Here is a 23112-nt window from a genome sequence, read left to right as displayed (position 1 = left end):
GGCCCCCGGGGAAGGGACGTACGGACAAGGGACGTACGCGGAAGGAACCTACCGGGGCGGGGAGGTTCGCGGCGTCAGCCCTTGACCGCACCCTGCATGATGCCGCCCACGATCTGCTTGCCGAAGAGCGCGAAGACCAGCAGCAGCGGCAGCGTGCCGAGCAGCGCGCCCGCCATGATCAGGGACTGGTCCGGGGTGAAGCCGCGGCCGAGGCCCGCGACCGCGACCTGCACGGTCGGGTTGCCGGACTGGGTCAGGACGAGGAACGGCCACAGGAAGTCGTTCCAGGTCTGTACGAAGATCAGCATGCCCAGCACGGCCATCGCCGGCCGCGCCGCCGGGAACACCACGTGCCAGACCACGCGCCAGCTGCTCGCGCCGTCGACCCGGGCGGCCTCGATGATCTCGTCCGGCAGCGCCTGGAGCAGGTACTGCCGCATGAAGAACACACCGAACGCGCTCACCAGCGACGGGAAGATCACCGCCTGCAGCTGGTCGGTCCAGTCCAGCTTGGCGACCATCATGTACAGCGGGATCACGCTCAGCTGCGGCGGCACCATCATCGTGCCGATCACGATGAGCATCATCGCGTTGCGGCCCTTGAAGCGCAGTTTGGCGAAGGCGAACCCGGCGATCGTCGACAGGGTCACCACGGTGGCCGCCGAAATGCCGGACACGATCGTGGTGTTGAGGAACGCCTCACCGAGGTTGGCGTCGGTCCAGGCGAGCTCCAGGTTCTTGAACAGGTTCGAGCCGAACCAGAACGGCGGCGGCGTCTCGGCCAGGCGCTGGTTGTCCCGGGAGGCGGCGATCGCGGTCCACACCAGCGGGAACAGCGAGACGATCGTGAACACGATCAGGATCGCGTACGCGATCGGACCGCCGTGCAGGGTGCCGCCGGCCCGCGCGGACTTCGGCAGACGGGAGCGCTTGCGCTCCTTGGCGGGCGTGGTCTCGGGGGGCGGGGGCGTCACAGTCGTCGTCACGGCCACAACTCCTTAACTGCTGGCGCGCAGCCGGCGCGAGATGACGTAGTTGACGATGCCGATGACGATCAGGATCAGGAACATCATCCACGCGATCGCCGAGGCGCGGCCCAGGTGCTGGTTGATCCAGCCCTGCTCGTACAGGTACAGGCCGAGCGTCTGGAACTGGTGCTCCGCACCGCCGGAAGCGCCCTTGTTGGCGTCGAACAGCAGCGGCTCGCCGAAGACCTGGCTCGCTCCGATCGTGGACACCACGACCGTGAACAGGATGGTCGGGCGCAGCGACGGCAGCGTCACGTTCAGGAACTGCTGCCAGCGGTTGGCGCCGTCCAGCGCCGCCGACTCGTACAGGTCCTGCGGGATCGCCTGCATCGCGGCCAGGTAGATCAGCGCGTTGTAGCCGGTCCAACGCCAGATGATGATGGTCGAGACGGCGAACTGGGAGGGCCACTTGTCGCCCTGCCAGTCGACCGGGTCGATCCCGGCGAAGTCCAGCGCCCAGTTGATCATGCCGTAGTCACGCCCGAAGAGCAGCACGAACACCAGGGAGGCGGCGGCGATCGAGGTGGCGTACGGCGCGAGCATCGCGACCCGGTAGAAGGTCGAGGCGCGCAGCTTGTAGTTGAGGATGTGGGCGATGCCCATCGCCATCAGCAGCTGCGGAACGGTCGCGATGACGCCGATGGTCAGCGTGTTCTGCGCCGCGTTCCAGAAGAACTCGTCGTCGAAGATCCGGGTGAAGTTGCGCAGCCCCACCCATTCCATGTCGGTCGGGGCGGTCAGCTCGACCTGGTGCAGCGAGGCCCAGCCGGTGTACACCAGCGGGAACAGGCCGAAGGCGAGGAACAGCAGGAAGAACGGCGAGACGAAGGCGTACGGGCTCCAGCGCATGTCGCGCTGCCAGCGCCGGGACAGCTTTCGCCGGTGCCGCTCCTCCTTGTTCTCGGACGCGGCGCCCCCGGGCGGGCGGCCCGGGGCCGCGCCCCCCTTGACGGGGGGCGCGGCGGTGTCGTTGCGGGGGGACATCCGGGTCACTTGTCCAGGTTGTTGTCGATGGTCTTGGTGGCCGTCTCCCAGGCTTCCTCGGCGGACTTGCCCTTGGTGACGAGGATGACGCCGTTGTCCGTCAGACCCTGCTGGATGATCTGGTCCTTCGGACCGATCGGCTGGACGGGGATCTGCTGGGCGGCCTCGGAGAAGATCTCACCGATCGGGGCGTCACCGGTCATGTCGTTCTTGGCGCCGGTCACTTCGGGGCTGTCGAAGGCGGTCTGGGCGCTCGGGAAGCTGCCCTGCACCTCGAACAGCTTGGCCTGCTGCTCGGGAGCGGTCAGCCAGGCGACGAGCTTCTTGGCCTCGTCGGCGTTCTTGGCGCTCTTGGGCACGCTCAGGAAGGAGCCGCCCCAGTTGCCGGACTTGGGGGGCACGGCGACGTCCCACTTGCCGGCGGCGTCGGGCTGCGACTTGCCCTTGATGTAGCCGAGCATCCACGGCGGGCAGGCCATCGCGGCGAACTTGTTGTTGGAGATGGTCTGGTCCCAGGACGGCTGGAACTGCGTCTGGGCGCCGATCATGCCCTTCTCGGCGGCCTCGGAGGTCAGGTCGAAGGCGTCCTTGACGGCCGGGTTGGTCTTGTAGACGACCTCGCCGGAGGCGTCGTAGAACTTCTCCTCCTCACTGCTCAGGATCGCGTTGAGCAGACCGCCGGGGGAGTCCAGGAAGGTGGTGCCCTTGGGCGCCTTCTTCTGGTAGTCCTCACCGACCTGGACGAGCTTCTCCCAGTCGCCCTCCCACAGCTTGGCGACCTCCGCGCGGTCGGACGGCAGTCCGGCCTCCTCGAACAGGTCCTTGCGGTAGCAGATCGCCATCGGGCCGATGTCGGTGCCCAGGCCTATGGTCTGGCCGTCCTTGGTGGTGGCCTGCTCCCACTTCCACTCGAGCCAGTCGCTCTTGTTCACGCCCTCGGCCTTGGAGAGGTCCTCGAGCTTGTCGCCCTGGGTGGCCACGATCTCGGCGATGTTGCCGACCTCGACGGCCTGGACGTCCTGCAGGCCGCTGTTGGTGGTGAGGTGGTTGAGCAGCGCCGGGTAGTAGTTCTCGTTGCGCTCGACGACGTTCTCGGCGATCTTGATGTCCGGGTTCAGCTTCTCGTACTCGGCGTAGAGACCGGCTTCCTTGAAGCCGAAGGTGCCGAACAGGCCCAGCGTGACCGTCGTCTTGCCCTCGCCGCCCGACGAGGAGTCGGAGTCGCCGTCCCCACCGTCGTCGGCGCAGCCGGCCAGCAGCCCTGTGCCCATCGACACCACGGCCGCGATGGCCAGTGCCTTGCGGGTGAAGAGCTTCCCCCCGTTCGTACGCTGCCGAGAGAAGGGGAGGGTACGTGCTCGCATTGCGTCCTCCTGTTGCCCTGACGTGCCGACCCCCCGGCCAACGGCGTTGTTGGGCCCGTTTTCGTGCTGCGGCTCGGGCGGGGAACGTGCGGGTTGTGTATGTGTCAGGTACTGTGGGAGCGCTCCCACAAGTGATGTGTTGAAGGGTTGCGGGTCCGGGCGGGGGTGTCAAGGGAGCAGACGCGGTGAGATGTGTTCAGTTATCGGGCTGTTAACTGGAGGCCCGAAGCTCGCCGACGGACGGGCCCGGGGCCCGGGACGGTACTCCTGACGGGGTGGCCGCCGCTCACGGGGCTGTTAGATTCCAGGCCAGCGTGACATACGACGGAAGGCGGGGCGTACATGGCAAGCCGCGGAGCGCGGAGCCGCAGTGGCGGCCGCCCCACCCTCGAAGAGGTGGCGGTGCGCGCCGGTGTCGGCCGGGGCACCGTCTCCCGGGTGATCAACGGTTCACCCCGGGTGAGTGACGCCACCCGCGCCGCCGTGGAGGCCGCCGTGGCGGAGCTCGGCTACGTCCCGAACACGGCCGCCCGCGCCCTGGCGGCCAACCGCACCGACGCGATAGCGCTGGTCGTGCCCGAGCCGGAGACCCGGTTCTTCGCCGAACCGTACTTCTCGGACATGCTGCGCGGCGTGGGGGCGGCGCTCTCCGACACCCGGATGCAGCTGCTGCTGATCTTCGCGGGCAGCGCCCGGGAGCGGCAGCGCCTCGCCGACTACCTGGCCGCGCACCGGGTGGACGGCGTGCTGCTGGTCTCCGTGCACGCCCACGACCCGCTGCCCGACATGCTCGCCCAGCTGGAGATCCCGGCGGTGATCAGCGGCCCGAGGTCCGCCGCGGAGACGCTGACCTCGGTCGACTCCGACAACTACGGCGGTGCCCGGCAGGCCGTCGAGCACCTCATCGGCCGGGGCCGGCACCGCATCGCCCACATCACCGGCCGCCTCGACGTGTACGGCGCGCAGCGGCGCACCGACGGCTACCGCGACGCCCTGCGCGACGCGGGCCACCCCGAGGACGACCTGCTGATCGAGTCGGGCGACTTCTCCGAGGAGGGCGGCCGGCGCGCGATGGCGGCGCTGCTGGAGCGCCGCCCGGACCTGGACGCGGTCCTCGCCGCCTCCGACGTCACCGCCGCGGGCGCCCGGCACGCCCTGCGGGAGGCGGGCCGCCGCATCCCCGACGACGTGGCCCTGGTCGGCTACGACGACTCCGCCATCGCCCGCCACATGGACCCGCCGCTGACCAGCGTGCGCCAGCCCATCGAGGAGATGGGCCGCAGGATGATCGACCTCCTCCTCGCCGAGGTCGCCGACCGCCGCCCGCCCGCCTCCCGGGAACTGGACCGGCGCCAGGTGGTCCTGGCCACGGAGCTGGTGGCGCGCGCGTCGTCGTAGCGCCGGGGGCCGGCCGCCCCCGCGCGTGCACCGGCGTGCCCCCGCGGGGCATGCCGGTCCTCTTCCCACGCGAAAGAGGCCCCCGAGGGGGCCTCTTTCGCGTCGAGGGTGAGTGACGGGACTTGAACCCGCGGCATCCTGGACCACAACCAGGTGCTCTACCAGCTGAGCTACACCCACCATGGCCGTCATCGGTGCGGACTTGGTCCTTTCCGACCGGCCGAGAAAAAGTGTACAGGGTCCGAAGGGGTGCTCGCGCCAGGGTTTCGCGGCGTGCCTACGGTGCAGGCAGGACGTGCTTCGCGGCGAGCTTCTTCGCGGTGTCCGAGTCGGGGCCCGGCTGGGGGACGAAGACGGCCTCGCGGTAGTAGCGCAGCTCCGCGATGGACTCGCGGATGTCGGCCAGCGCGCGGTGGTTGCCGTTCTTCTCGGGGCTGTTGAAGTACGCCCTCGGGTACCAGCGGCGCGACAGTTCCTTGATGCTGGACACGTCGACGATGCGGTAGTGCAGGTAGTTCTCGAGAGCGGGCATGTCCCGCAGCAGGAACCCGCGGTCCGTGCCGACGGAGTTGCCGCACAGGGGGGCCCTGCCGGGCTCCTTGACGTGCTCCTTCACGTACGCGAGGACGCGCCTCTCGGCGTCCTCGAGCGTCGTGCCGTCCGCCAGCTCGTCGAGCAGTCCGGACGCGGTGTGCATCTGACGCACCACCTCCGGCATCGTCTCCAGCGCCCCGTCCGGCGGGCGGATGACGATGTCGACACCGTCGCCGAGCACGTTCAGCTCGGAGTCGGTGACGAGGGCGGCCACTTCGATGAGCGCGTCGTCGGACAGCGAGAGGCCGGTCATCTCGCAGTCGATCCACACCATGCGATCGTTCATATGTCTAACCTTACGGCGTGAGAGAGCGCAGAGGGCCCGGCGGGGGCGGCCCGGCCGGGGCAGCAGCACGGGCCGGAGACTTCCGCCTCCGGCCCGTGGCGCGGACTGCCGCCTGCCGCGGGCCCTGCTCCGGGCCCGCCCGCCTCTCATGCTCGGCTCAGCTCCGCCTCACGGCGCGCTGCGCTGGCCCGGCACGCTCGCCCGGGCCTGGGCATAGGCCTCGCGGGGCTCACGGGCCGGGTCTCCCGAGGAGGCCGACGCCGCCAGTGGCGGACCACCCAGGGAGTTCGCGGCCGCCGTGCGCCGCGACTGGTGCGGCACCGGGGTGTCCGGGTGCAGGGCGGCGGGCGCCTGGCCGGGATGGCCCGGGTGCCCGTGCTGGTGCGCCGGCCCGGACGGGACGGCCCCCGGGGTGTTCGGGAGGCCGTCGGATCCCTGGTGCCGTTCCGCCTGGGGGCGCCGCGCGCGGTACGCGGCCCGGTAGGCGGCCGGGGACGAACCCAGCTGACGCCGGAAGTGGCCCCGCAGCGCGACCGGTGAGCGGAAGCCGCAGCGGCCCGCGACCTCGTCCACCGAGTAGTCCGACGTCTCCAGCAGGCGCTGGGCCTGCAGCACCCGCTGCGTGATCAGCCACTGCAGCGGCGCGCTGCCGGTCAGTGAGCGGAAACGGCGGTCGAACGTACGACGGCTCATGTACGCGCGTGCCGCCAGCGTCTCCACGTCGAACTGTTCGTGGAGGTGCTCCAGTGCCCAGGCGACGACCTCGGCGAGCGGGTCGGCGCCGATCTCCTCGGGTAAAGACCTGTCCAGATAGCGTTCCTGACCACCCGTCCGGCGCGGCGGGACGACCAGACGCCGGGCGAGCGCGCCCGCCGCCTCGTTGCCGTGATCCGTGCGCACGACGTGCAGGCACAGATCGATTCCGGCCGCCGTACCGGCGGAGGTCAGCACGTCGCCGTCGTCCACGAAGAGTTCCCGCGGATCGACGTGCACCGACGGATAGCGTTTCGCCAGCGTCGGCGCGTACATCCAGTGGGTGGTCGCCGGACGGCCGTCCAGCAGGCCTGCCGCCGCGAGCACGAAGGCGCCGGTGCACAGCCCGACGATGCGGGCGCCTTCCTCGTGGGCCCGGCGCAGCGCCTCGAGCGCCTCCTGGGGCGGCGGCGAGGTGATCGAACGCCAGGCGGGCACGACGACGGTGCCCGCCCGCGCGATCGCCTCCAGACCGTGCGGCGCGGTGAGTTCGAGACCCCCCGTGGTCCGCAGCGGGCCCTCCTCGCCGGCACTCACCAGCAGGCGGTAGCGCGGTACGCCGGCGTCCTGGCGGTCGATCCCGAACACCGACAGCGGTATGGAACTCTCGAAGATGGGGCCGCCGCTGAACAGCAGCACCGCGACGATCTCCTTGCGGCGTCGCCCGGCGAGTTTCCGGGCCGCGGTTTCCGGCGCGGCAGTGGAGTCGTGGCTCATACTGCTAAGCCCCCCTCGGTGGTCGCGGCTCCTCGGTTGTGTCGCACCTGCACGTTTCCCCTCGGTCCTGCACGAGTCCCCCGCCGTAAGACAGTCAAGATCGAATCTACTGTGTCCCGTCGTGCCCGGGTGGCCAGTTCGACCCCCGGCGGATTGTCGACTTGGCAACTTGGCGTGAAGCATTCGATCACGAAGGGTTGCACTCGTGGGCCGTGTCGGGAAGTGCGCCTTGTCGCAGTGGCCAATCCCCGTAGGGTGCCCGGGGTCCCCCGGACCCTTTCCGTGCAGGTCGAACGGGGGTTGGGGGGTGGTCGCACCCGTTGATGCACAGGTTGCGGAAGTTGGCTGAAAACATGCGTCCGCGTGCGCGGAAACCGGTCAGGCGACCGGTGTCTCTCCGCCGGGTCCCGGACGGTCCGGCGGGGCCGCCGCGAGGCCCCTTCGGGTTCGGGCGGGGAGGCGCGGCGGGCGGGGCGTTCGGTGCGGTGGGCCGGCTCCGCGGCCGGACGCGGGGGCGCTCCGTGCGGCGCGGCACACGGGGTTCAACGCGCGGGCGGCGCCTCGGTCACCGCGCCGCCGGGGCCGGCGTCCCGGCGCGCCCCACTCTCGCGGCTGGGCCCGCCCCGCGCAAACCGCCTGTACAGCGCAGCAACCATTGCGTGACGGGTACCCGCTCGGGCATGCTCCGGGATACCCGTCGGCCCGTGCGGACGGGATCTGCGCGAAGGAGGCGTACCGCCGTACCCTTGGGGGTATGGGGTTGGGAAGATGATTCCCGGACACAGCTCCGACGCAGCCTGTCGTCCCTCCTGACAAGGATCACAACGCCGAGACAGCCATGGCCGGTCACGAATTCTTCGAACCCGCGGACCGCAAGCGACCCCTCGCCGACCCCACGGCCGCCGAGCCGGTGGGGGCCGAGCCCCTGGGCGCCGCTCAGTCGCGCCAGCCGTGCGATCCGGCGTTCCGGCACGGCGTCGTCGTCGGTTTCGACGGCTCCACCTCCAGTGAGCGCGCCCTCGCGTACGCGATCGGCATGGCCCGGCGTTCCGGTTCCGCGCTGATCATCGTCCACGTCGCCAACCGGCTCCCGACCACGGTGTGGGCGGGCTGCGAACCCCCGGTCTTCGTCGACGTGCCCGACCACCGCACCGAGGTCCTCGGCCTCGAGCTCGCCTGCGCGGACCACCTCACCGAGGTGCCCTGGATCCTGGTCGAGCGCGGCGGCGACATCTGCCACGAACTCGAGGAGGTCGGCCGGGAGTACGAGGCCGACGCGATCGTCGTCGGCTCCACCCACGGCCTCGTCGGCCGGCTCTTCGGCTCCGTCGCCGGCCGCCTCGCCAAGCGGGCCCAGCGCCCGGTCGTGGTCATTCCCTGACGAGGGGGGCGGGGCAGGTGCCTGCCCCGCCCCCCGCGGGTGTGCATGCCGTCAGGAGCCGGCCGGCCGCGCGACCGCCCGACGCCGACCGACCGCCCTACGGTGACCGACTACTCGACGGTGACCGACTTGGCGAGGTTGCGCGGCTTGTCGATGTCCCGGCCCAGGGCCAACGCCGTGTGGTAGGCGAGGAGCTGGAGCGGGATGCCCATGAGGATGGGGTCCAGCTCGTCCTCGTTCTTCGGGACGACGACCGTGTGGTCGGCCTTCTCCTGCTCCCGGTGGGCGACGGCCATGATCCGGCCGCTGCGGGCCTTGATCTCCTCCAGGGCCGCGCGGTTCTTCTCCAGCAGATCGTCGTCGGGGACGATCGCGACGGTCGGCAGCGCGGGCTCGATCAGGGCCAGCGGACCGTGCTTGAGCTCGGACGCCGGGTAGGCCTCCGCGTGGATGTAGGAGACCTCCTTCAGCTTCAGGGACGCCTCGCGGGCCACCGGGTAGCCCCGCACGCGGCCGATGAAGAGCATCGAGCGGGCCTCGGCGTACTGCAGGGCCAGCTTCCTGATGTCCTCCTCCTGCTCCAGGATCTCGGAGATCTGTCCCGGGAGCCTGCGCAGCCCCTCGATGATCCGCTTGCCGTCGCTCACCGACAGGTCGCGGGTACGGCCCAGGTGCAGGGCGAGGAGGGCGAAGGCGACCGTGGTGTTGGTGAAGCACTTGGTGGACACCACGCACACCTCGGGCCCGGCGTGCACGTACATGCCGCCGTCCGCCTCACGGGCGATCGCCGAACCGACGACGTTCACCACGCCCAGCACCCGCGCGCCCTTGCGCTTCAGCTCCTGCACCGCCGCCAGCACGTCGTACGTCTCACCGGACTGGGACACCGCGACGTACAGCGTGTCGGGGTCGACGACCGCGTTGCGGTAGCGGAACTCGGAGGCCGGCTCGGCGTCGGCCGGGATGCGGGCCAGCTCCTCGATCATCTGGGCGCCGATCATGCCCGCGTGGTACGAGGTGCCGCAGCCGAGGATCTTCACCCGGCGGATCTGGCGGGCCTCCCGCGCGTCCAGGTTCAGGCCGCCGAGGCGCACGGTGGAGAAGCGGTCGTCGATCCGGCCCCGCAGCACCCGGTCCACGGCCTCGGCCTGCTCGTGGATCTCCTTGTGCATGTACGTGTCGTGGCCGCCCATGTCGTACGAGGCCGCCTCCCACTCCACGGTGGTCGGCTCGGCCGTGGTGCGGGTGCCCTCGGTGGTGTACGTGCGGAAGTCGTCGGCCTTGAGGGTGGCCATCTCGCCGTCGTCGAGGGTGACGATCTGCCGGGTGTGCGCGACCAGGGCGGCTATGTCCGAGGCGACGAACATCTCCTTCTCGCCGATGCCGAGCACCACGGGGGAGCCGTTGCGGGCCACCACGATGCGGTCCGGGAAGTCGGCGTGCAGCACGGCGATGCCGTAGGTGCCCTCGATGATCCGCACCGTCTCGCGGACCTTGTCCTCCAGCTTGACGGCCTGCGAGCGGGCGATCAGGTGGGTGAGGACCTCGGTGTCCGTCTCGGAGAGGAACTCGACGCCGTCCGCCTCCAGTTTGCGGCGCAGCTCACCGGCGTTGTCGATGATGCCGTTGTGGACGACGGCGACCCTGCCCCCGGCGTCCAGGTGCGGGTGCGCGTTCACGTCGGACGGGGCGCCGTGGGTGGCCCAGCGGGTGTGGGCGATGCCCGTGGTGCCCTTGAAGCGCGCCGGGACCTTCGCCTCCAGGTCGCGCACCCGGCCCTTGGCCTTGACCGTCTTCAGGCCGGCCGCCTTCGGGGACGTGACGGCGATGCCCGCCGAGTCGTAGCCCCGGTACTCCAGGCGCTGCAGGCCCTCGAGCAGCAGAGGGGCGACCTCACGCCTGCCGATGTATCCGACGATTCCGCACATGTGTGGTGTTTTCCTAGCCGTAGACGATGCGCCGCAGCTGCCGGAGCGAGAGCTCGGGCGGGGCCACGGCGCGGTATCTGAGGTCCGCCTCGATCCGTTCGAAGATCGTCGCGTTCACCAGGCCCTGGGCCTGGAGCTCGCGGTGGCGGCGACGGACGAAGTCCTCGGTCGTCTCGTCGAAGTAGGCGAGCACGTCCTGGATCACCCGCAGCGCCTCGCCCCGGCTGAGGGGCGAGGACCGCGTCAGATGATCAACGAGTTCGTCGTGCACTCGATGATCCTGGAGCAAGGGAGGGGTTCACGCAAGAATCCTGCCCGATTTCGGGCAGGGAGGCGAGGCGGGGTGAGGGTCGGGTGCGACGGACGGGCACGCGACCCGGTGTGCGGCCGGGCTACATGCGCTTGAGGACCGCCTGTTTGGCCAGGGTGAACTCCTCGTCCGTCAGGATCCCGGCGCGGTGCAGTTCGCCCAGTTCGCGCAGCCGGCGCAGCAGCGCGTCGTGGTCGTCCTCGCGGGCGGCCGGGGCACCCGCGGCCGGGGTCTTCGGTGGTGCCGGGCGTTCGCTCCCGGCGAGGGCCGAGGCGGCGGGGTGCGGCAGGCGGGCCTGCACGGCGGCGGCGACGAGCGCCATCAGGGGGTCCTTCTTGAACCCCCACAGCTCCACCGCGTTGGGGTCGTACTTCGCCGGCGCCTTGGTGGGCGCGTGGCGCACGACGAACCGCAGGTGGCCGTTCTCCAGCCCGGCCGCCGGCTGCCACTCCACGGCGGTGATGTCGGCCAGCGCGAGGGTACGGGTGCCGGCGGCGGACTTGGCGTCCTCCGTCTTCCAGTTCCACTCCAGGCGGATCTGCTCCCCGTCGAAGCTCGCCGAGCCGTCCCCGGCGGCGACCGACAGCGGCACGGACGGGCCGGGCAGCAGATAGCCGGAGACCGGGTCGGACGGCACCTGGTCGAGCAGCAGGGCGTTGCGGACCTCGTCCGTGAAGTACTCGGCGACGCCGTACCGGTCGGAGTCCACGGTCAGCCGGTACGGGTCGTGCGGCTCGGTGAGCCGGCCGCCGGTCGCCTGGAGCAGGGGGTCGGCGCCCTCGCGCAGCCGCAGCCTGAGCCGCCCCGCCTTTCTGCCCTGTTCGAAGGAGATGCCCGCCAACGCCTGCAGGGGGACCGTCAGTTCGCCCAGGGTCCGGCGGAGCAGCCCGACGTTCTTGTCCCGGCCGGGCGTCAGCCGCAGGGTGTTCCCGTCGTGGACCCAGGTTCCGTCCTTCTGGATGATTTCCGCCATGGGGTGATTGTTCCACCGGATCCGCGGACGGGTGGTCTGTACATGACGAGCGGGGCGGGCCGGCGACGGGCATCCCGCAGGACCGTACGTGGGGATGCCCGCCCGTCCGTGGGTCAGAAGCCGGCGAGGGGGTTCTTCAGGGTGCCGACCAGCTGGAGCGCGCCGGACGGGTCCGTGAGGTCCACCATCTGCCTGTTGTCGCGCAGTTGGAGCCGGTTGAGGCAGGACAGCGCGAACTCGGGGGCGAACATGTCGTACTGGGCGAACCTGTCGCCGAGTTCGGGCACCGACGCCTGGTACTCGCGGGTGATCTCCGCGACCGTCCGCCAGAAGTCGTCCTCGGTGAGGACGCCCTCGGTGGCGAGGTCGGCGGCCAGGAAACGGAAGAAGCAGTCGAAGACGTCCGTGAGGATCGACAGCAGCTTCCTGTCCTCCGGCACCTCCACGCGGATGCGGGAGACCTCCGGCGGCAGTACCGCGTCCGGGTCCATCACCGCGATCTCCTCGGCGATGTCCTTGTAGACCGCGCGCCGCACCACCCCGTCCTCGAGCACGAGGATCACGTTCTCGCCGTGCGGCATGTACACCAGGTCGTAGGCGTAGAAGCTGTGCAGCAACGGCGTGTAGTAGGCGCGCAGGTAGTGCCGCAGCCACTGGACGGGGGTGAGCCCGGACCGCTCGATCAGCGCGCCCGCGAAGGACGCCCCCTCGTGGTCCACGTGGAGCAGGGAGGCCATCGTGGCGAGGGACTCGCCCCGGCGCAGCGACGGCACCGGGCTCTCCCGCCACAGCGCGGCCAGCATCTTGCGGTACGGCGAGTAGCGGTCGGTGGCCTTCTCGTACTCCAGGTGCCGGTAGCCGACCGCCGCCCGCTCCCGGATGATCGTCAGCCCGGTCGACCGCAGCACCGGGTCGTTCTCGATCAGCTGGGCCAGCCAGTCGTTGATCGCCGGTGTGGCCTCCATGTACGCGGCCGAAAGTCCGCGCATGAAGCCCATGTTGAGGACGGACAGGGCCGTCTTCACATAGTGCTTTTGAGGGTTCGACCGGTTGAAGAAGGTGCGGATGGACTGCTGGGCCAGGTACTCGTCGTCGCCCTCGCCCAGGCACACCAGGTGGCGGCGGGCGACCTCGGCGGCGAAGGTGACGGTGAGCTTGTTCCACCACTGCCAGGGGTGGACGGGAATGAGGAGGTAGTCGGCCGGGTCGAGCCCCTGCTCCGTGAGCGTGCGGTGGAAGCGCCCGACGGTGTCCCCGCCCAGCTCCTGCCGCAGGAACGACTCGTACTCGACGCCGACGCCGGCGGTGAACGCCGCCCGTGAGCGGTGCGCGGCCAGCCACACCAGCCGCACCGGGTTCGCCGTCTCCGGCGCGTAGGCCCGGTACTCGTGGATGCCGAAGCCGAGCCGCCCGTTGTTGGCGACGAAGCAGGGATGGCCCTCGGTCATGCCGGTCTCGACGGCCTGGAAACCGGCGTCCACCAGCTCGGCCGAGGTGACGGCGGGCTTGGCGAGCTTGTAGCAGGTGCCGGAGAGGGTGGAGGAGATCTCCTCCAGGTACACCGGCAGGACCTCGTCGCTCAGCCCCAGCGACTTCTGCAGTTCGACGAAGAAGTCCAGCGCGGCGAGCGGGAGTTCGGTTCCGCCGCGGTGCCGGGTGATCGAGCCGGAGGCGACCTGCCAGTGGTCCAGGGCGCGGCGGACGGCGGTGAAGCGGTACTCGGTCAGCCCGTCGTCACTGCGGACGACGTACGCGTCCGTTCCCGTGTCCGGGCCCGCGGGCTCCGGGGTGAGCAGCCGCTCGTGGGAGAACTCCGCGAGCGCCTTGCGGATCAGCAGGCGGTTGGCCGTCTCCCAGCGCTCGGGGGTCAGATGGTCCACGGCGCCGGCGAGGCTCGTGCCGTTGCGGCTCGTGCCGGCGGGGCTCATACGCTCACCCCCGTGGCCGCGGCGAACTGTTGACGGGTGCAGAAGCTCAGCAACGCCTTCTTCTCCGGCTTGTCGATCTCGCGTACGGGAACGAAGCCGACGGCCTCGTTCAGGGCCTGGACCGCCTTGTTGGACACGTCCGGTTCGACGACGACCCGCAGGGCCGCCGGGTCGTCGAAGATGTGCGCGAGGACGGCGGTGATCACGGCCCGGGTGAAGCCGTGCAGCGGGGTGCCGGCCGGCGCGACCAGGAAGTGCATGCCGACGTCGCCGGGCTCCGGCTCGTACAGCCCGGTCAGCTCACGGTGCGCGGGGTCGTACGTCTCCATCAGGAAGGCGGGGACGCCGTCGTGCAGGCCCAGCAGGGCGTGGTGGTGCTCGTCGGCCGCGATCCGCAGGTACTCGCGCTCGACGTCCTCCGGTCTCGCGTCCTGCATCATCCAGAAGGCCGCCTTGGGGTGGGTGACCCACGCGTGCAGCAGCCCGGCGTCCTTCGGCGGGTCCAGCGGGCGGACCCCGAAGGTGCCCAGCGCGGTCCGCAGGCCGGTCTCGGTGATGCTCATGCCGTGAACTCCTGGAAGGCGACGGACTTCTCGACGGGGTAGTACTCGGTGCCGAGCAGCTCCCGGATGATGCAACTGTTGCGGTAGGGGCCCATGCCCAGGTCGGGGCTGGTGACGCTGTGCGTGTGGACGCCCGCGTTCTGCAGGAAGACGCCCCGGCCGGTGACGTCGACGGCGTAGTCGCGGGTCACGTCGAACCGGCCGTGGGCGTCGAAGCGGAGGCGTGCGCGGACCGGGTCGAGGAAGGCCGGCGGTTCGTAGTGGTAGCCGGTGGCCAGCACCAGGCCCTCGGTGCGGATCTCGTAGTCCTTGTCCTGCTCGTCCTGGTGGAAGCCGAGCGTGTACCCGCCGTTCTCGTGACGCGCGGCGGTCAGCGTGGAGTTGGTGAGCAGCCGGGTGGGGACGGGCCGGCCGCCGCCGCTGACGTTCTTCTGGTACAGCAGGTCGAAGATCGCGTCGATCAGCTCCGAGTTGATGCCCTTGAACAGACCCTTCTGCTGCTTCTCCAGCCGGTAGCGGGTCTCCTCGGGCAGCGCGCGGAAGTAGTCGATGTAGTCCGGGGACGTCATCTCCAGGGTCAGCTTGGTGTACTCCAGCGGGAAGAACCGCGGGGAGCGCGTGACCCAGTTGAGCCGGTAGCCGTGGGCGTCGATCTCGGAGAGGAGTTCGTAGTAGATCTCGGCGGCGCTCTGCCCGCTGCCGACGATCGTGATCGACTCCTTCTCCTGCAGCTCCGCCTTGCGGTGCATGTACTGCGAGGTGTGGAACAGGCCGCCGTCCAGGTCCCGGCACACCTCGGGCACGAACGGCACGGTTCCGGTGCCGAGCACCAGCCGCCGGGCACGGTAGGTGTCGCCCGCCGAAGTCCGTACGGCGTACAGCCCGGCCGCCTCGTCGTACGTCACCTCGGTGACGGTGGTGGAGAAGCGGATACTGCTCAGCTGCGAGGCGGCCCAGCGGCAGTAGTCGTCGTACTCGACGCGCAGCGGGTAGAAGTTCTCGCGGATGTAGAACGGGTACAGTCGGCCCTTCTCCTTCAGGTAGTTGAGGAAGGAGTACGGGGACGTCGGGTCGGCGAGGGTGACCAGGTCCGACATGAACGGCGTCTGGAGGTGGGCGCCGTCGAGGAACATCCCGGCGTGCCACTCGAAGTCCGGCTTGGACTCCAGGAAGACGCCGCTGAGTTCGCTGATGGGTTCGGTGAGGCAGGCGAGGCCGAGGTTGAAGGGGCCGAGACCGATTCCCACGAAGTCGTAGGCGGTGTCCGGGGCTTCAGGATGCGACGCGGTCAAGGGACTCTCCCAGGTACTGCTCGGCGTGGCCGGCGATCAGGTCGAGGACGGCGGTGATGTCGGCCGTCGTGGTCTCGGGGTTCAGCAGGGTGAATTTCAGGTAGTGGCGCCCCGCGACCTTGGTGCCCGCGACGACCGCGTCACCGGAGGCGAACAGGGCCTTGCGGGCGTAGAGGTTGGCCCGGTCGATGCTCGAGGGGTCGGTGACGGCGGCCGGTACGTACCGGAAGACGAGCGTGGACAGCGACGGCTCGACGACCACGTCGAAGCGCGGGTCGGCGGCGAGCAGCCGCCAGCCGTCCTGGGCCAGGTCGCAGACCTCGTCGAAGAGCCGGCCGATGCCGTCGGCACCCATCACACGCAGCGTCATCCACAGCTTCAGCGCGTCGAAACGGCGGGTGGTCTGCAGGGACTTGTCGACCTGGTTGGGGATGCGCTCGGTCACCATGCGGCGCGGGTTGAGGTACTCCGCGTGGTAGGTGGCGTGCCGCAGCGTGGCCCCGTCACGCACCAGCACGGCGGACGAACTCACCGGCTGGAAGAAGGACTTGTGGTAGTCGACGGTGACCGAGTCCGCGTGCTCGATGCCGTCGATGCGGTCCCGGTGCTTCAGCGAGGCGAGCAGCCCGCAGCCGTACGCCGCGTCCACGTGCATCCAGACGCCGTACTGCGCGCACAGTCCGGCGATCTCGGGCAGCGGGTCGATGGAGCCGAAGTCGGTGCTGCCGGCGGTGGCGACGACGGCCATGGGGACCTGCCCGTCCTCGGCGCAGCGCGCCAGTTCGCGGGCGAGGGCCACGGTCTGCATCCGCTTGTCGTGGTCGACGGGGATCGACACCACGGCGTCCGGTCCGAGGCCGAGCAGCTTCGCGGACTTCTGCACGCTGAAGTGGCTGACCTCGGAGCTGAAGACGCGCAGTTTCCCGAGGTCACGGGTCTTCGCCTCCTCGCGGGCCAGCAGCAGGGCCTGGAGGTTGGACTGGGTGCCGCCGGAGGTGAACACCCCGTCGGCGGCGGCGCCGAGGCCGATCCGGGCGGCGGTCCAGTCGATCAGTTTCCGCTCGATGAGAGTGCCGCCGGCCGACTGGTCCCAGGTGTCCAGGGAGGAGTTGACGGCGGAGAGCACGGCCTCGCCGAGCACGGCCGGGATGACGACCGGGCAGTTGAGGTGGGCGAGGTAGCGGGGGTGGTGGAAGTAGATCGCGTCCCGGAGGTAGACGTCCTCCAGTTCGTCCAGTGCCGCGGTGGTGTCGTGCAGCGGCCGGTCGAGATCGATCCGCTCGACGGCGGGTGCGAGGGCGTCGACCGTGACGCCGGTGAACGGACGTTCTGTGGTGGCGAGTTTGGCTGCCACCCGCTCGACTCCTTCGGTCACGGAGCGGCGATAGTGCTCCGCGGTGGTGTCGTTGAGCAGGTGCGAGCGCATGTGGGGGCCTCCGGTGGGGACGGTCCGGTGCGGGGAGGGAGCGGGCGCGCCGCGGTGCGGCCCTTTTTCTTAGGTGAGCCTAACCTAACTGTCTGCGTTTCATTCCTGTGACCGCCGTGACCGTCATCACTGCGTCACGAGGTGTGGGACGGGGGCCGGCCGGACATGCCGCCGACGCTCTCCGTGCGGCTGTTCCGCCGTCGGGTCGCGGCACCGGCCCCCGGGCCGACGCCGGGCGGCACGAAGCCGGTGCCGGCCCCGGTGGTGCCGCCCGGCGTCCGTGCGCGGCTCCCGCGGGGCGGGCGACCGCGTCACCGCGCCGGCGCCGGCGGGGAGTTCACACCGGCCCTGTCGCCGCGTCCGGCTCCTCCTGCCCCGGCCCCGGTGGAGGCGACCCGGACCGGGGACGGACCGAGCCGCCCCGTTCCGGCGACCTGGAGGAAGGAGGGGCGGAGCGGGGCGGCTGCGGCAGGGGTCACGTACGGCTCCGGTGGCGGAGGGGACGGAAGGGGTCAGCTGACCTTCTTGGCCTTCTCGATGGCCTCGGCGAGGTTGTCGAGCAGCGGGGTGCACTTGTCGTAGGACAGGATCGGCTCGGGGGAGCGGGAGATGACCTGGCCGGCCTTGACCGCGGGGAGCTTCTTCCAGGTGCCCTCGGTGATGTCGGCGGGCTGGATGGTCGAGGCGCGGTCGTCCATGATGATGACGTCGGCCGGGTACGTGTCGACGTTTTCCCAGCTCAGGGTTTCGAACCAGCCGCCGGTCGCCTTCTTGGCCTCCTCCGGGGGCTCCACGATGTTCACGCCGAGGGCCTTGAAGTACTCCAGGTCGATGGAGTAGTTCGAACCGGAGACGTAGAAGACGTCCGGCGCGGCGGAGCCGGCCAGCACCTTGATCTCCGGACGGGCCTTGGCCGCCTTGCGCAGCCGCTCGGCGGCGGCCTCGAAGTCCTTCTTCGCCTCGACGACCTTCGCGGCCTTCATATCGGCGCCCAGCGACTCGGCCAGTTCGGCCATCCGCTGCAGTGGCTCGGGCATCTGGCGGTCGTAGACGGAGACGGCCACGCTCGGGGCGAGCTTGGCGATCTTCTCCTTGGAGGCTTCGGGGACGTACCAGAGGGAGCCGGCGTCGTCGAACGTCGTGCTGATGAGCACCTCGGGCCGGAAGGCCGCGTACTGCTCGACGTTGAAGCTGTCGAACTTGTTGCCGAAGATCGTCAGCTTGCTGACGTCCATGTCCCCGGCCTGGACGTCGGCCTTGCCGGCCGTCGTCCTGGTCGGGCCGAAGACGCCCTCGACCTCGATGCCGTAGTCGTACAGGGCGGCGGCCACGCCGGTGAACGCGGCGATGTTCGTGGGGACCTTGTCGAGTTCCACGGTGGTGCCGCGGTCGTCCTTGAAGGACCAGGGACCGGACTCCGGCTCGGCGGCCCCGGTCGAGTCCGAGCCGCCGCTTTTCGCGTCGCCGCCCCCGCAGGCCGCGAGCACGGCACCGAGTCCGAGGGCGCCACCGGCGGCGAGGATGCCGCGACGAGGCAAGCGGGCGGTTCTGGCGTTCGACATGAGTGGGTCCGCTTTCGTGCGTAAGAAGCCCTGGAGGCGCGCCGGCGAGGGTGGCCGGAAGCGTGATTAGGTTAGCCTAACCTGAAATGTTGGCCAAGGGGTTCCGGGTCGGCCCTCGCCTCCGCACGGCTGTTACGCGGCGGACCCCGCTCCCACACCGGGGGTCCGGTTCCATCTGCGCAGTGTGTCGGCCAGCTTTTCCACGGGATGACCGGCGGGACGCCTCTCCTCCTTGCTCGGGGGGACGTCGATGTAGAACAGGGCTTCGTACGGCGTTCGGTCGCGGCCGCCCCAGCGTATGACGCTGCCGCAGTCCTCCAGGATGCTGTCGACCGTCTTGCGCTGCGTCCTGGTCAGTCCGCCCGCGACACCCTTCACGTAGGCGTCGGGCCGGATGGCGACAGCGGTGCCGGAGGCCTGGTTCGACTCGGGGCCGTCGGCGTCGAGTTCCCCGATGGGGCGCCATCCGGCCACCTCGCCCTCGCGCAGCGTCTCGATCTCGTAGTGCCGGCGCCGCACGATGTGCACGAGCACCGTCTCCACGGCACCGAGTCGGGTGTCGAGGGCGAAGCCGGTGCCGGACACCGGCCGCGACCACACGCCCTGCCCGACGTCGACCTCGTCGGCCAGCGCCCAGCCGTTGCGGGACACCGGATGCGCGCCGGACACCTCGGCCGGCCGTCCGGCGCCGTCCCCCGCCTCCGCGGCGTGGGCGGGAACCGGCAGGCCACCGGAGGCCGATAGCAGAGCGGTGCCCGCGCCTGCCCCGGCGACCCGCTTGAGCACTGCACGCCGGGGGACGCTCTTCTGCGTCATGGCTGATCGGTTCCTTCAGTCGAGGACCGCGAATGTGATCACGGCGAGCAGGTAGGGAAGGGGAATGACGAGTGAGGCGGCGAGCCAGCGCCGCCATGGACGCCCCGTGGCGGCGGGGAACAGCACGTCCACAAGGACGACCAGCAGCAGCCCGAGCCCGCCGACCACCAGCAGACCGGCCCTTGCCCAGCTGGCGCCCTCGATGACGGTGACGTCACCGCAGTGGGTGAGACCGAACCCGGCGGTGTCCAGCGCACACGACCGGTACCTGGTGAGCAGCAGCCAGGCCGAATGGAGCGGGATCATGGCGGGGATGCCGAACAGCAGGTTGACGCCCGCCGGGACGAGGAACCGTGTGTACGGACGTCCTGCCGGTCTCCCGCCGGCCTGTTCGTGCATCGTCGTCACTCCACTCGTCCGTGTCACGCGTACGCGCGGAACACGCTCTGGTATTTGTCCTCGATGATGCGGTACATGCCCATGCGCAGCTTCGCCTGCTCCGCCGCTTCGGCGGTGTCGCCCTGGTAGTACTGCAGCAGCTTCTCCGTGTCCGCCTCGCCGGTCGCCAGGCCCGGGCGCGCCAGACCGTGCTCGTGGGCGTGCAGGATGTGCATGTACGGCACCGTCGAGATGTTGAACGACTGGTTGTAGTGCAGCTTCTCCCAGGTGGCCCAGACGTCGGCGTCGACCGACGCGTCCCGCTTCGACTCGTTGAGCAGGCCCAGATCGACCGCGTGGTTGCGGGCGGTGATCGCCCGCACGCCGAACACCTGCCCCACACCTGTGGAGCAGTCCCGGAACGGGGTGATCATGTCGGCGAACTGCGTTGCCCAGTCCGGCAGCGCGCCGTCGTTGTGGTAGTCGTACACGCAGGCGTCGGAGAACTGGTCATTGACCGCGGGGACGGCCAGGCCGGCAATGCTGGTGACGTTGAAGTGGCGCAGCTCCCATATCGCGGAAACCTGGATCAGCGTCTTCCGCATTCTCAGTACTCGAGCCAGGGACGTGAAAAGGTCGTCCCAGTTCAGCATGAACTCCACGCAGTAACTGGTCGTGTACTTGGTCTCCCCCGGCCACGGCCACGAGTCCGGGGGGCCCTCCTCCGGAATGCCGATCTTCTGGAAGTACGTCTGGATGTCCTTGAGCAGCTCGTCCGACCACGTCATGTCTGCACCTGCGCGACCTGTGTGCCGAGGCCCTCGCGGGCATCCTGCAGCGGCCCGCGAGGGCCTTGCTGACCGCCTTCGGCACTGTTCTGGGCGTGGGCAGTTTCGTGGCCGTGCTCGGGCTGACGGCCACCGCGTCGTCGCAGATCGACAACCGGTTCACCGAATTGAGCGCCACCGAGGTGACGGTCGAGGACAATGCCCGGCAGCACAACGAGTTCGTCGACATGGCGTTCCCCCAGGACGCCGACGCACGGATCGGGAGGCTGAACGGCGTCGACCACGCGGGTGTGTACTTCACCGTCCGGCTGCCCGACGACGTCGTGGTGAGCGCCTCGCCACAGGCGGACGCTGTCGGGTCCAACCTCGCGCACCAAGGTGGTGGCCGCCTCCCCAGGCGCTCTCGCGGCGGCGGTGCCGAGCCTGGAACAGGGGCTTGTCCACGACGAGTTCGCCGAGCGGACGGCCGCGCCGGTGGCCGTGGTCGGGGAGGGGGTGGCTCGCCGACTCGGCATCACCACGCTGGAGAACGCGCCTGCGGTCTTCGTCGGTGGGGAGGCGTTCTCGGTGGTGGGTATCGTCGGTGACGTGGAACGCAAGGCCGACCTGCTGCCCTCCGTGGTCGTGCCGAGAAGCACGGCGGAACGCGTCTGGGGGGCGGAGAACGCTGCGGAGCCCAGGATGCTCATCTCCACCCGGATCGGGGCGGCCCAGCAGGTCGCGGCGGAAGCCGGTCTGGCTCTGCGGCCCGACCATGTTGAGTACTTCCGCGCGATCGCTCCGCCGGACCCCGAGCAACTGCGTTCGTCCGTCGGTTCCGACCTCGACCAGTTGTTTCTGCTGCTGGCATCGGTCTGTCTGGTCATCGGCGCGGTCGGGATCGCCAACACCACCCTGGTGGCCGTGCTCGAACGGACCGGTGAGATCGGTCTGCGCAGGGCACTGGGTGCGCGCGGACGGCATGTCGCCGGCCAGTTCCTCGCCGAGTCGGGGGCGCTCGGGGCACTGGGCGGCCTGCTGGGCACCACCGCCGGCACGGCGACCGTGGTGGCCGTGGCTGTGGTCCGGGAGTGGACACCCGTGATTCATCCGGCGACGGTGGCAGCAGCCCCGGTGGCCGGTCTGGCCACCGGCCTGCTGGCCGGCCTCTGTCCCGCAGTCAGGGCGTCACGCGTGCAGCCGGTCGAGGCGCTGCGGCGCTGACGCGTTTCGGCCTGCGGGGATCTGGCGCATTCACGCCATGCGGGCGGCGGGTGTCGGCGGGTGTCGGGGGGTGTTTTGGGTACTTTTTGATCAAGTGCGGTGACGGGGGCGGCCTTTAGGGTGACCTGAGAGGCCGCCCACGACGGCTGCCACCGGGGCGTCCTGGCCGCCGAGCGCACGGCACGTGCCCACATCCGGAGCGGGAGGGGTGTCCGCCGGGGAGGGCGCCCACTCGCCGGCGCGGCCTGCCCGTCCCGGCGGACCTGCCCGGTCACAGCACCGGCAGCCCCAGCTCCCGGGCGATCAGCATCCGCTGTACCTCGCTCGTGCCCTCGCCGATCTCCAGGATCTTGGAGTCGCGCCACATGCGGGCCACCGGGTACTCGTTCATGAAGCCGTAGCCGCCGTGGATCTGGGTGGCGTCACGGGCGTTGTCCACCGCGACCGTGGACGAGTACAGCTTGGCCAGCGCCGCCTCCTTCTTGAAGGGCTCGCCGGCCACCAGGCGGCTCGCCGCGTCGCGCCAGGCCAGGCGGGAGGTGTGGGCCTTCATCTCCATGTCCGCGATCGTGAACTGGATGGCCTGGTTGGCGCCGATCGGACGGCCGAACGCGTGCCTCTGACCGGCGTACTTCACCGACTCGTCCACACAGCCCTGCGCCAGGCCCGTGCCCAGCGCGGCGATGGCGATCCGTCCCTCGTCGAGGATGCGCAGGAACTGGGCGTAGCCCCGGCCCTGTTCGCCCAGCAGGTTCGCCGCCGGGACGCGGACGTCCTGGAAGGACAGCTCCCGCGTGTCCGAGGCGTTCCAGCCGACCTTCGAGTACGGGGCCGCCACCGTGAGGCCCGGGGTGCCCGACGGGACGACGACCGCCGAGATCAGCGGCCTGCCGTCCGGCTTCCGGCCGGTGACCGCCGTCACCGTGACCAGGCCCGTGATGTCCGTGCCCGAGTTGGTGATGAAGCACTTCGTGCCGTTGATCACCCATTCGTCCGTCGTCTCGTCCAGGCGGGCCGTGGTGCGGGTCGCGCCCGCGTCACTGCCGCCGTCCGGCTCCGTCAGGCCGAACGCGCCCAGGATCTCGCCGGAGCACAGACGGGGCAGCCACTCGCGCTTCTGCTCCTCGGTGCCGAAGAGGTGCAGCGGCATCGCACCCAGCGAGACACCGGCCTCCAGGGTGATCGCCACCGACGAGTCCACCCGGGCCAGTTCCTCCAGCGCCACCCCCAGCGCGAAGTAGTCGCCGCCCATTCCGCCGTACTCCTCCGGGAACGGCAGGCCGAACAGGCCCATGCGGCCCATCTCGCGGACGATCTCGTACGGGAACTCGTGCCGCTCGTAGAAGTCACCTATCTTCGGCGCCACGACGTCGTGCGCGAACTCCTCGACCGTGCGGCGGAGTTCTTCCAGTTCGGGGGAGAGCCTGTGGTCCATGGTCG

The 23112-nt window shown here is 70.2% G+C and carries 19 protein-coding genes, 1 tRNA gene and 1 pseudogene; 3 read left to right on the top strand and 18 right to left on the bottom strand.

The genetic code is table 11. From position 1 onward, the window contains the following. Window positions 1-74 precede the first annotated feature (74 nt). From TU30_RS17555 to TU30_RS17545, 3 genes are read right to left on the bottom strand one after another with little or no spacing between them, the layout of a single operon-like run. Complete coding sequence (locus tag TU30_RS17555; RefSeq protein WP_042171400.1) at window positions 75-986, bottom strand: carbohydrate ABC transporter permease; 912 nt, start codon at window positions 984-986, stop codon at window positions 75-77. 12 nt (window positions 987-998) lie between these two features. Further along, on the bottom strand, window positions 999-2012 hold the full coding sequence (locus tag TU30_RS17550) for a carbohydrate ABC transporter permease (RefSeq protein ID WP_042171033.1): 1014 nt from the start codon (window positions 2010-2012) through the stop codon (window positions 999-1001). A gap of 5 nt (window positions 2013-2017) precedes the next feature. Continuing rightward, entirely contained in the window at window positions 2018-3376 is a 1359-nt protein-coding gene (locus tag TU30_RS17545) for an ABC transporter substrate-binding protein (RefSeq protein ID WP_042171030.1), read from the bottom strand. 342 nt (window positions 3377-3718) lie between these two features. Here TU30_RS17545 and TU30_RS17540 point away from each other — a divergent pair, with 342 nt between their 5' ends. Then, entirely contained in the window at window positions 3719-4774 is a 1056-nt protein-coding gene (locus tag TU30_RS17540; protein WP_042171028.1) for a LacI family DNA-binding transcriptional regulator, read from the top strand. A gap of 107 nt (window positions 4775-4881) precedes the next feature. On the opposite strand, the gene TU30_RS17535 is transcribed toward TU30_RS17540, so the two are convergent. The 3 genes from TU30_RS17535 to TU30_RS17525 form a co-directional block, all read right to left on the bottom strand. Then, window positions 4882-4954 (bottom strand) — tRNA-His (locus TU30_RS17535). A gap of 97 nt (window positions 4955-5051) precedes the next feature. Then, the gene (orn, locus tag TU30_RS17530; protein ID WP_042171025.1) at window positions 5052-5654 is read right to left on the bottom strand and encodes an oligoribonuclease; all 603 of its coding nucleotides are present in this window, start codon (window positions 5652-5654) and stop codon (window positions 5052-5054) included. A 168-nt stretch (window positions 5655-5822) separates the two neighbouring features. Continuing rightward, window positions 5823-7124: a helix-turn-helix domain-containing protein gene (locus TU30_RS17525; RefSeq protein WP_042171024.1), complete on the bottom strand. Its 1302-nt coding sequence runs from the start codon at window positions 7122-7124 to the stop codon at window positions 5823-5825. An 838-nt stretch (window positions 7125-7962) separates the two neighbouring features. Between TU30_RS17525 and TU30_RS17520 the strand changes: the two genes are divergently transcribed. Then, window positions 7963-8505, top strand: a complete 543-nt coding sequence (locus TU30_RS17520) for a universal stress protein (protein WP_042171022.1) — start codon at window positions 7963-7965, stop codon at window positions 8503-8505. A gap of 110 nt (window positions 8506-8615) precedes the next feature. Here the strand turns inward: TU30_RS17520 and glmS are convergent, their stop codons facing one another. From glmS to TU30_RS17465, 11 genes are all read right to left on the bottom strand, one after another. Further along, the gene (gene glmS / locus TU30_RS17515; RefSeq protein WP_042171019.1) at window positions 8616-10433 is read right to left on the bottom strand and encodes a glutamine--fructose-6-phosphate transaminase (isomerizing); all 1818 of its coding nucleotides are present in this window, start codon (window positions 10431-10433) and stop codon (window positions 8616-8618) included. Between the two features lie 13 nt (window positions 10434-10446). After that, on the bottom strand, window positions 10447-10704 hold the full coding sequence (locus TU30_RS17510; protein ID WP_042171016.1) for a hypothetical protein: 258 nt from the start codon (window positions 10702-10704) through the stop codon (window positions 10447-10449). Window positions 10705-10825: 121 nt separating this feature from the next. Continuing rightward, window positions 10826-11716, bottom strand: a complete 891-nt coding sequence (locus TU30_RS17505; protein ID WP_042171014.1) for a DUF4429 domain-containing protein — start codon at window positions 11714-11716, stop codon at window positions 10826-10828. A gap of 113 nt (window positions 11717-11829) precedes the next feature. After that, entirely contained in the window at window positions 11830-13644 is a 1815-nt protein-coding gene (locus tag TU30_RS17500) for an IucA/IucC family siderophore biosynthesis protein (RefSeq protein WP_042171012.1), read from the bottom strand. Beyond that, on the bottom strand, window positions 13641-14207 hold the full coding sequence (locus TU30_RS17495) for a GNAT family N-acetyltransferase (protein ID WP_042171009.1): 567 nt from the start codon (window positions 14205-14207) through the stop codon (window positions 13641-13643). The genes TU30_RS17500 and TU30_RS17495 overlap by 4 nt, the downstream gene beginning before the upstream one ends. Continuing rightward, window positions 14204-15499 carry a lysine N(6)-hydroxylase/L-ornithine N(5)-oxygenase family protein gene (locus TU30_RS17490; protein ID WP_042171006.1) on the bottom strand — a complete coding sequence of 432 codons (1296 nt, stop codon included), beginning with the start codon at window positions 15497-15499 and terminating at the stop codon, window positions 14204-14206. The genes TU30_RS17495 and TU30_RS17490 overlap by 4 nt, the downstream gene beginning before the upstream one ends. Then, window positions 15480-16925 carry a lysine decarboxylase DesA gene (gene desA, locus TU30_RS17485; RefSeq protein WP_042171002.1) on the bottom strand — a complete coding sequence of 482 codons (1446 nt, stop codon included), beginning with the start codon at window positions 16923-16925 and terminating at the stop codon, window positions 15480-15482. The genes TU30_RS17490 and desA overlap by 20 nt, the downstream gene beginning before the upstream one ends. Window positions 16926-17437: 512 nt before the next feature. Next, complete coding sequence (locus TU30_RS17480) at window positions 17438-18487, bottom strand: ABC transporter substrate-binding protein (protein ID WP_042170998.1); 1050 nt, start codon at window positions 18485-18487, stop codon at window positions 17438-17440. 132 nt (window positions 18488-18619) lie between these two features. Further along, window positions 18620-19303, bottom strand: a complete 684-nt coding sequence (locus TU30_RS17475; protein ID WP_042170996.1) for a hypothetical protein — start codon at window positions 19301-19303, stop codon at window positions 18620-18622. A 15-nt stretch (window positions 19304-19318) separates the two neighbouring features. Further along, window positions 19319-19702, bottom strand: a complete 384-nt coding sequence (locus TU30_RS17470; RefSeq protein WP_158719334.1) for a hypothetical protein — start codon at window positions 19700-19702, stop codon at window positions 19319-19321. Window positions 19703-19725: 23 nt separating this feature from the next. Next, window positions 19726-20469, bottom strand: coding sequence for a hypothetical protein (locus TU30_RS17465; protein ID WP_042170991.1), 744 nt, complete (start codon window positions 20467-20469; stop codon window positions 19726-19728). A gap of 2 nt (window positions 20470-20471) precedes the next feature. Between TU30_RS17465 and TU30_RS17460 the strand changes: the two are divergent. Next, window positions 20472-21672, top strand: a pseudogene (locus TU30_RS17460) (ABC transporter permease). A 271-nt stretch (window positions 21673-21943) separates the two neighbouring features. Here TU30_RS17460 and TU30_RS17455 read toward each other — a convergent pair. Next, entirely contained in the window at window positions 21944-23107 is a 1164-nt protein-coding gene (locus TU30_RS17455) for an acyl-CoA dehydrogenase family protein (RefSeq protein WP_042170988.1), read from the bottom strand. Between the last annotated feature and the right edge of the window lie 5 nt (window positions 23108-23112).

This window comes from Streptomyces sp. NBRC 110035 (assembly GCF_000829695.1).
In the GTDB taxonomy this organism is placed as follows: Bacteria; Actinomycetota; Actinomycetes; order Streptomycetales; family Streptomycetaceae; genus Streptomyces.
The sequence above is the reverse complement of the archived record's forward strand: the minus strand, read 5'-3'. Positions and strand labels throughout refer to the sequence as shown.

What these genes read in the sequence shown, in the direction of transcription:
- TU30_RS17505 (WP_042171014.1), bottom strand. Translation starts at nt 11,716, where the DNA reads ATGGCGGAAATCATCCAGAAGGACGGAACCTGGGTCCACGACGGGAAC.
- orn (WP_042171025.1), bottom strand. Translation starts at nt 5,654, where the DNA reads ATGAACGATCGCATGGTGTGGATCGACTGCGAGATGACCGGCCTCTCG.
- desA (WP_042171002.1), bottom strand. Translation starts at nt 16,925, where the DNA reads ATGCGCTCGCACCTGCTCAACGACACCACCGCGGAGCACTATCGCCGC.
- glmS (WP_042171019.1), bottom strand. Translation starts at nt 10,433, where the DNA reads ATGTGCGGAATCGTCGGATACATCGGCAGGCGTGAGGTCGCCCCTCTG.
- TU30_RS17545 (WP_042171030.1), bottom strand. Translation starts at nt 3,376, where the DNA reads ATGCGAGCACGTACCCTCCCCTTCTCTCGGCAGCGTACGAACGGGGGG.
- TU30_RS17540 (WP_042171028.1), top strand. Translation starts at nt 3,719, where the DNA reads ATGGCAAGCCGCGGAGCGCGGAGCCGCAGTGGCGGCCGCCCCACCCTC.
- TU30_RS17470 (WP_158719334.1), bottom strand. Translation starts at nt 19,702, where the DNA reads ATGCACGAACAGGCCGGCGGGAGACCGGCAGGACGTCCGTACACACGG.
- TU30_RS17475 (WP_042170996.1), bottom strand. Translation starts at nt 19,303, where the DNA reads ATGACGCAGAAGAGCGTCCCCCGGCGTGCAGTGCTCAAGCGGGTCGCC.
- TU30_RS17520 (WP_042171022.1), top strand. Translation starts at nt 7,963, where the DNA reads ATGGCCGGTCACGAATTCTTCGAACCCGCGGACCGCAAGCGACCCCTC.
- TU30_RS17550 (WP_042171033.1), bottom strand. Translation starts at nt 2,012, where the DNA reads ATGTCCCCCCGCAACGACACCGCCGCGCCCCCCGTCAAGGGGGGCGCG.
- TU30_RS17495 (WP_042171009.1), bottom strand. Translation starts at nt 14,207, where the DNA reads ATGAGCATCACCGAGACCGGCCTGCGGACCGCGCTGGGCACCTTCGGG.
- TU30_RS17480 (WP_042170998.1), bottom strand. Translation starts at nt 18,487, where the DNA reads ATGTCGAACGCCAGAACCGCCCGCTTGCCTCGTCGCGGCATCCTCGCC.
- TU30_RS17455 (WP_042170988.1), bottom strand. Translation starts at nt 23,107, where the DNA reads ATGGACCACAGGCTCTCCCCCGAACTGGAAGAACTCCGCCGCACGGTC.
- TU30_RS17465 (WP_042170991.1), bottom strand. Translation starts at nt 20,469, where the DNA reads ATGACGTGGTCGGACGAGCTGCTCAAGGACATCCAGACGTACTTCCAG.
- TU30_RS17500 (WP_042171012.1), bottom strand. Translation starts at nt 13,644, where the DNA reads ATGAGCCCCGCCGGCACGAGCCGCAACGGCACGAGCCTCGCCGGCGCC.
- TU30_RS17525 (WP_042171024.1), bottom strand. Translation starts at nt 7,124, where the DNA reads ATGAGCCACGACTCCACTGCCGCGCCGGAAACCGCGGCCCGGAAACTC.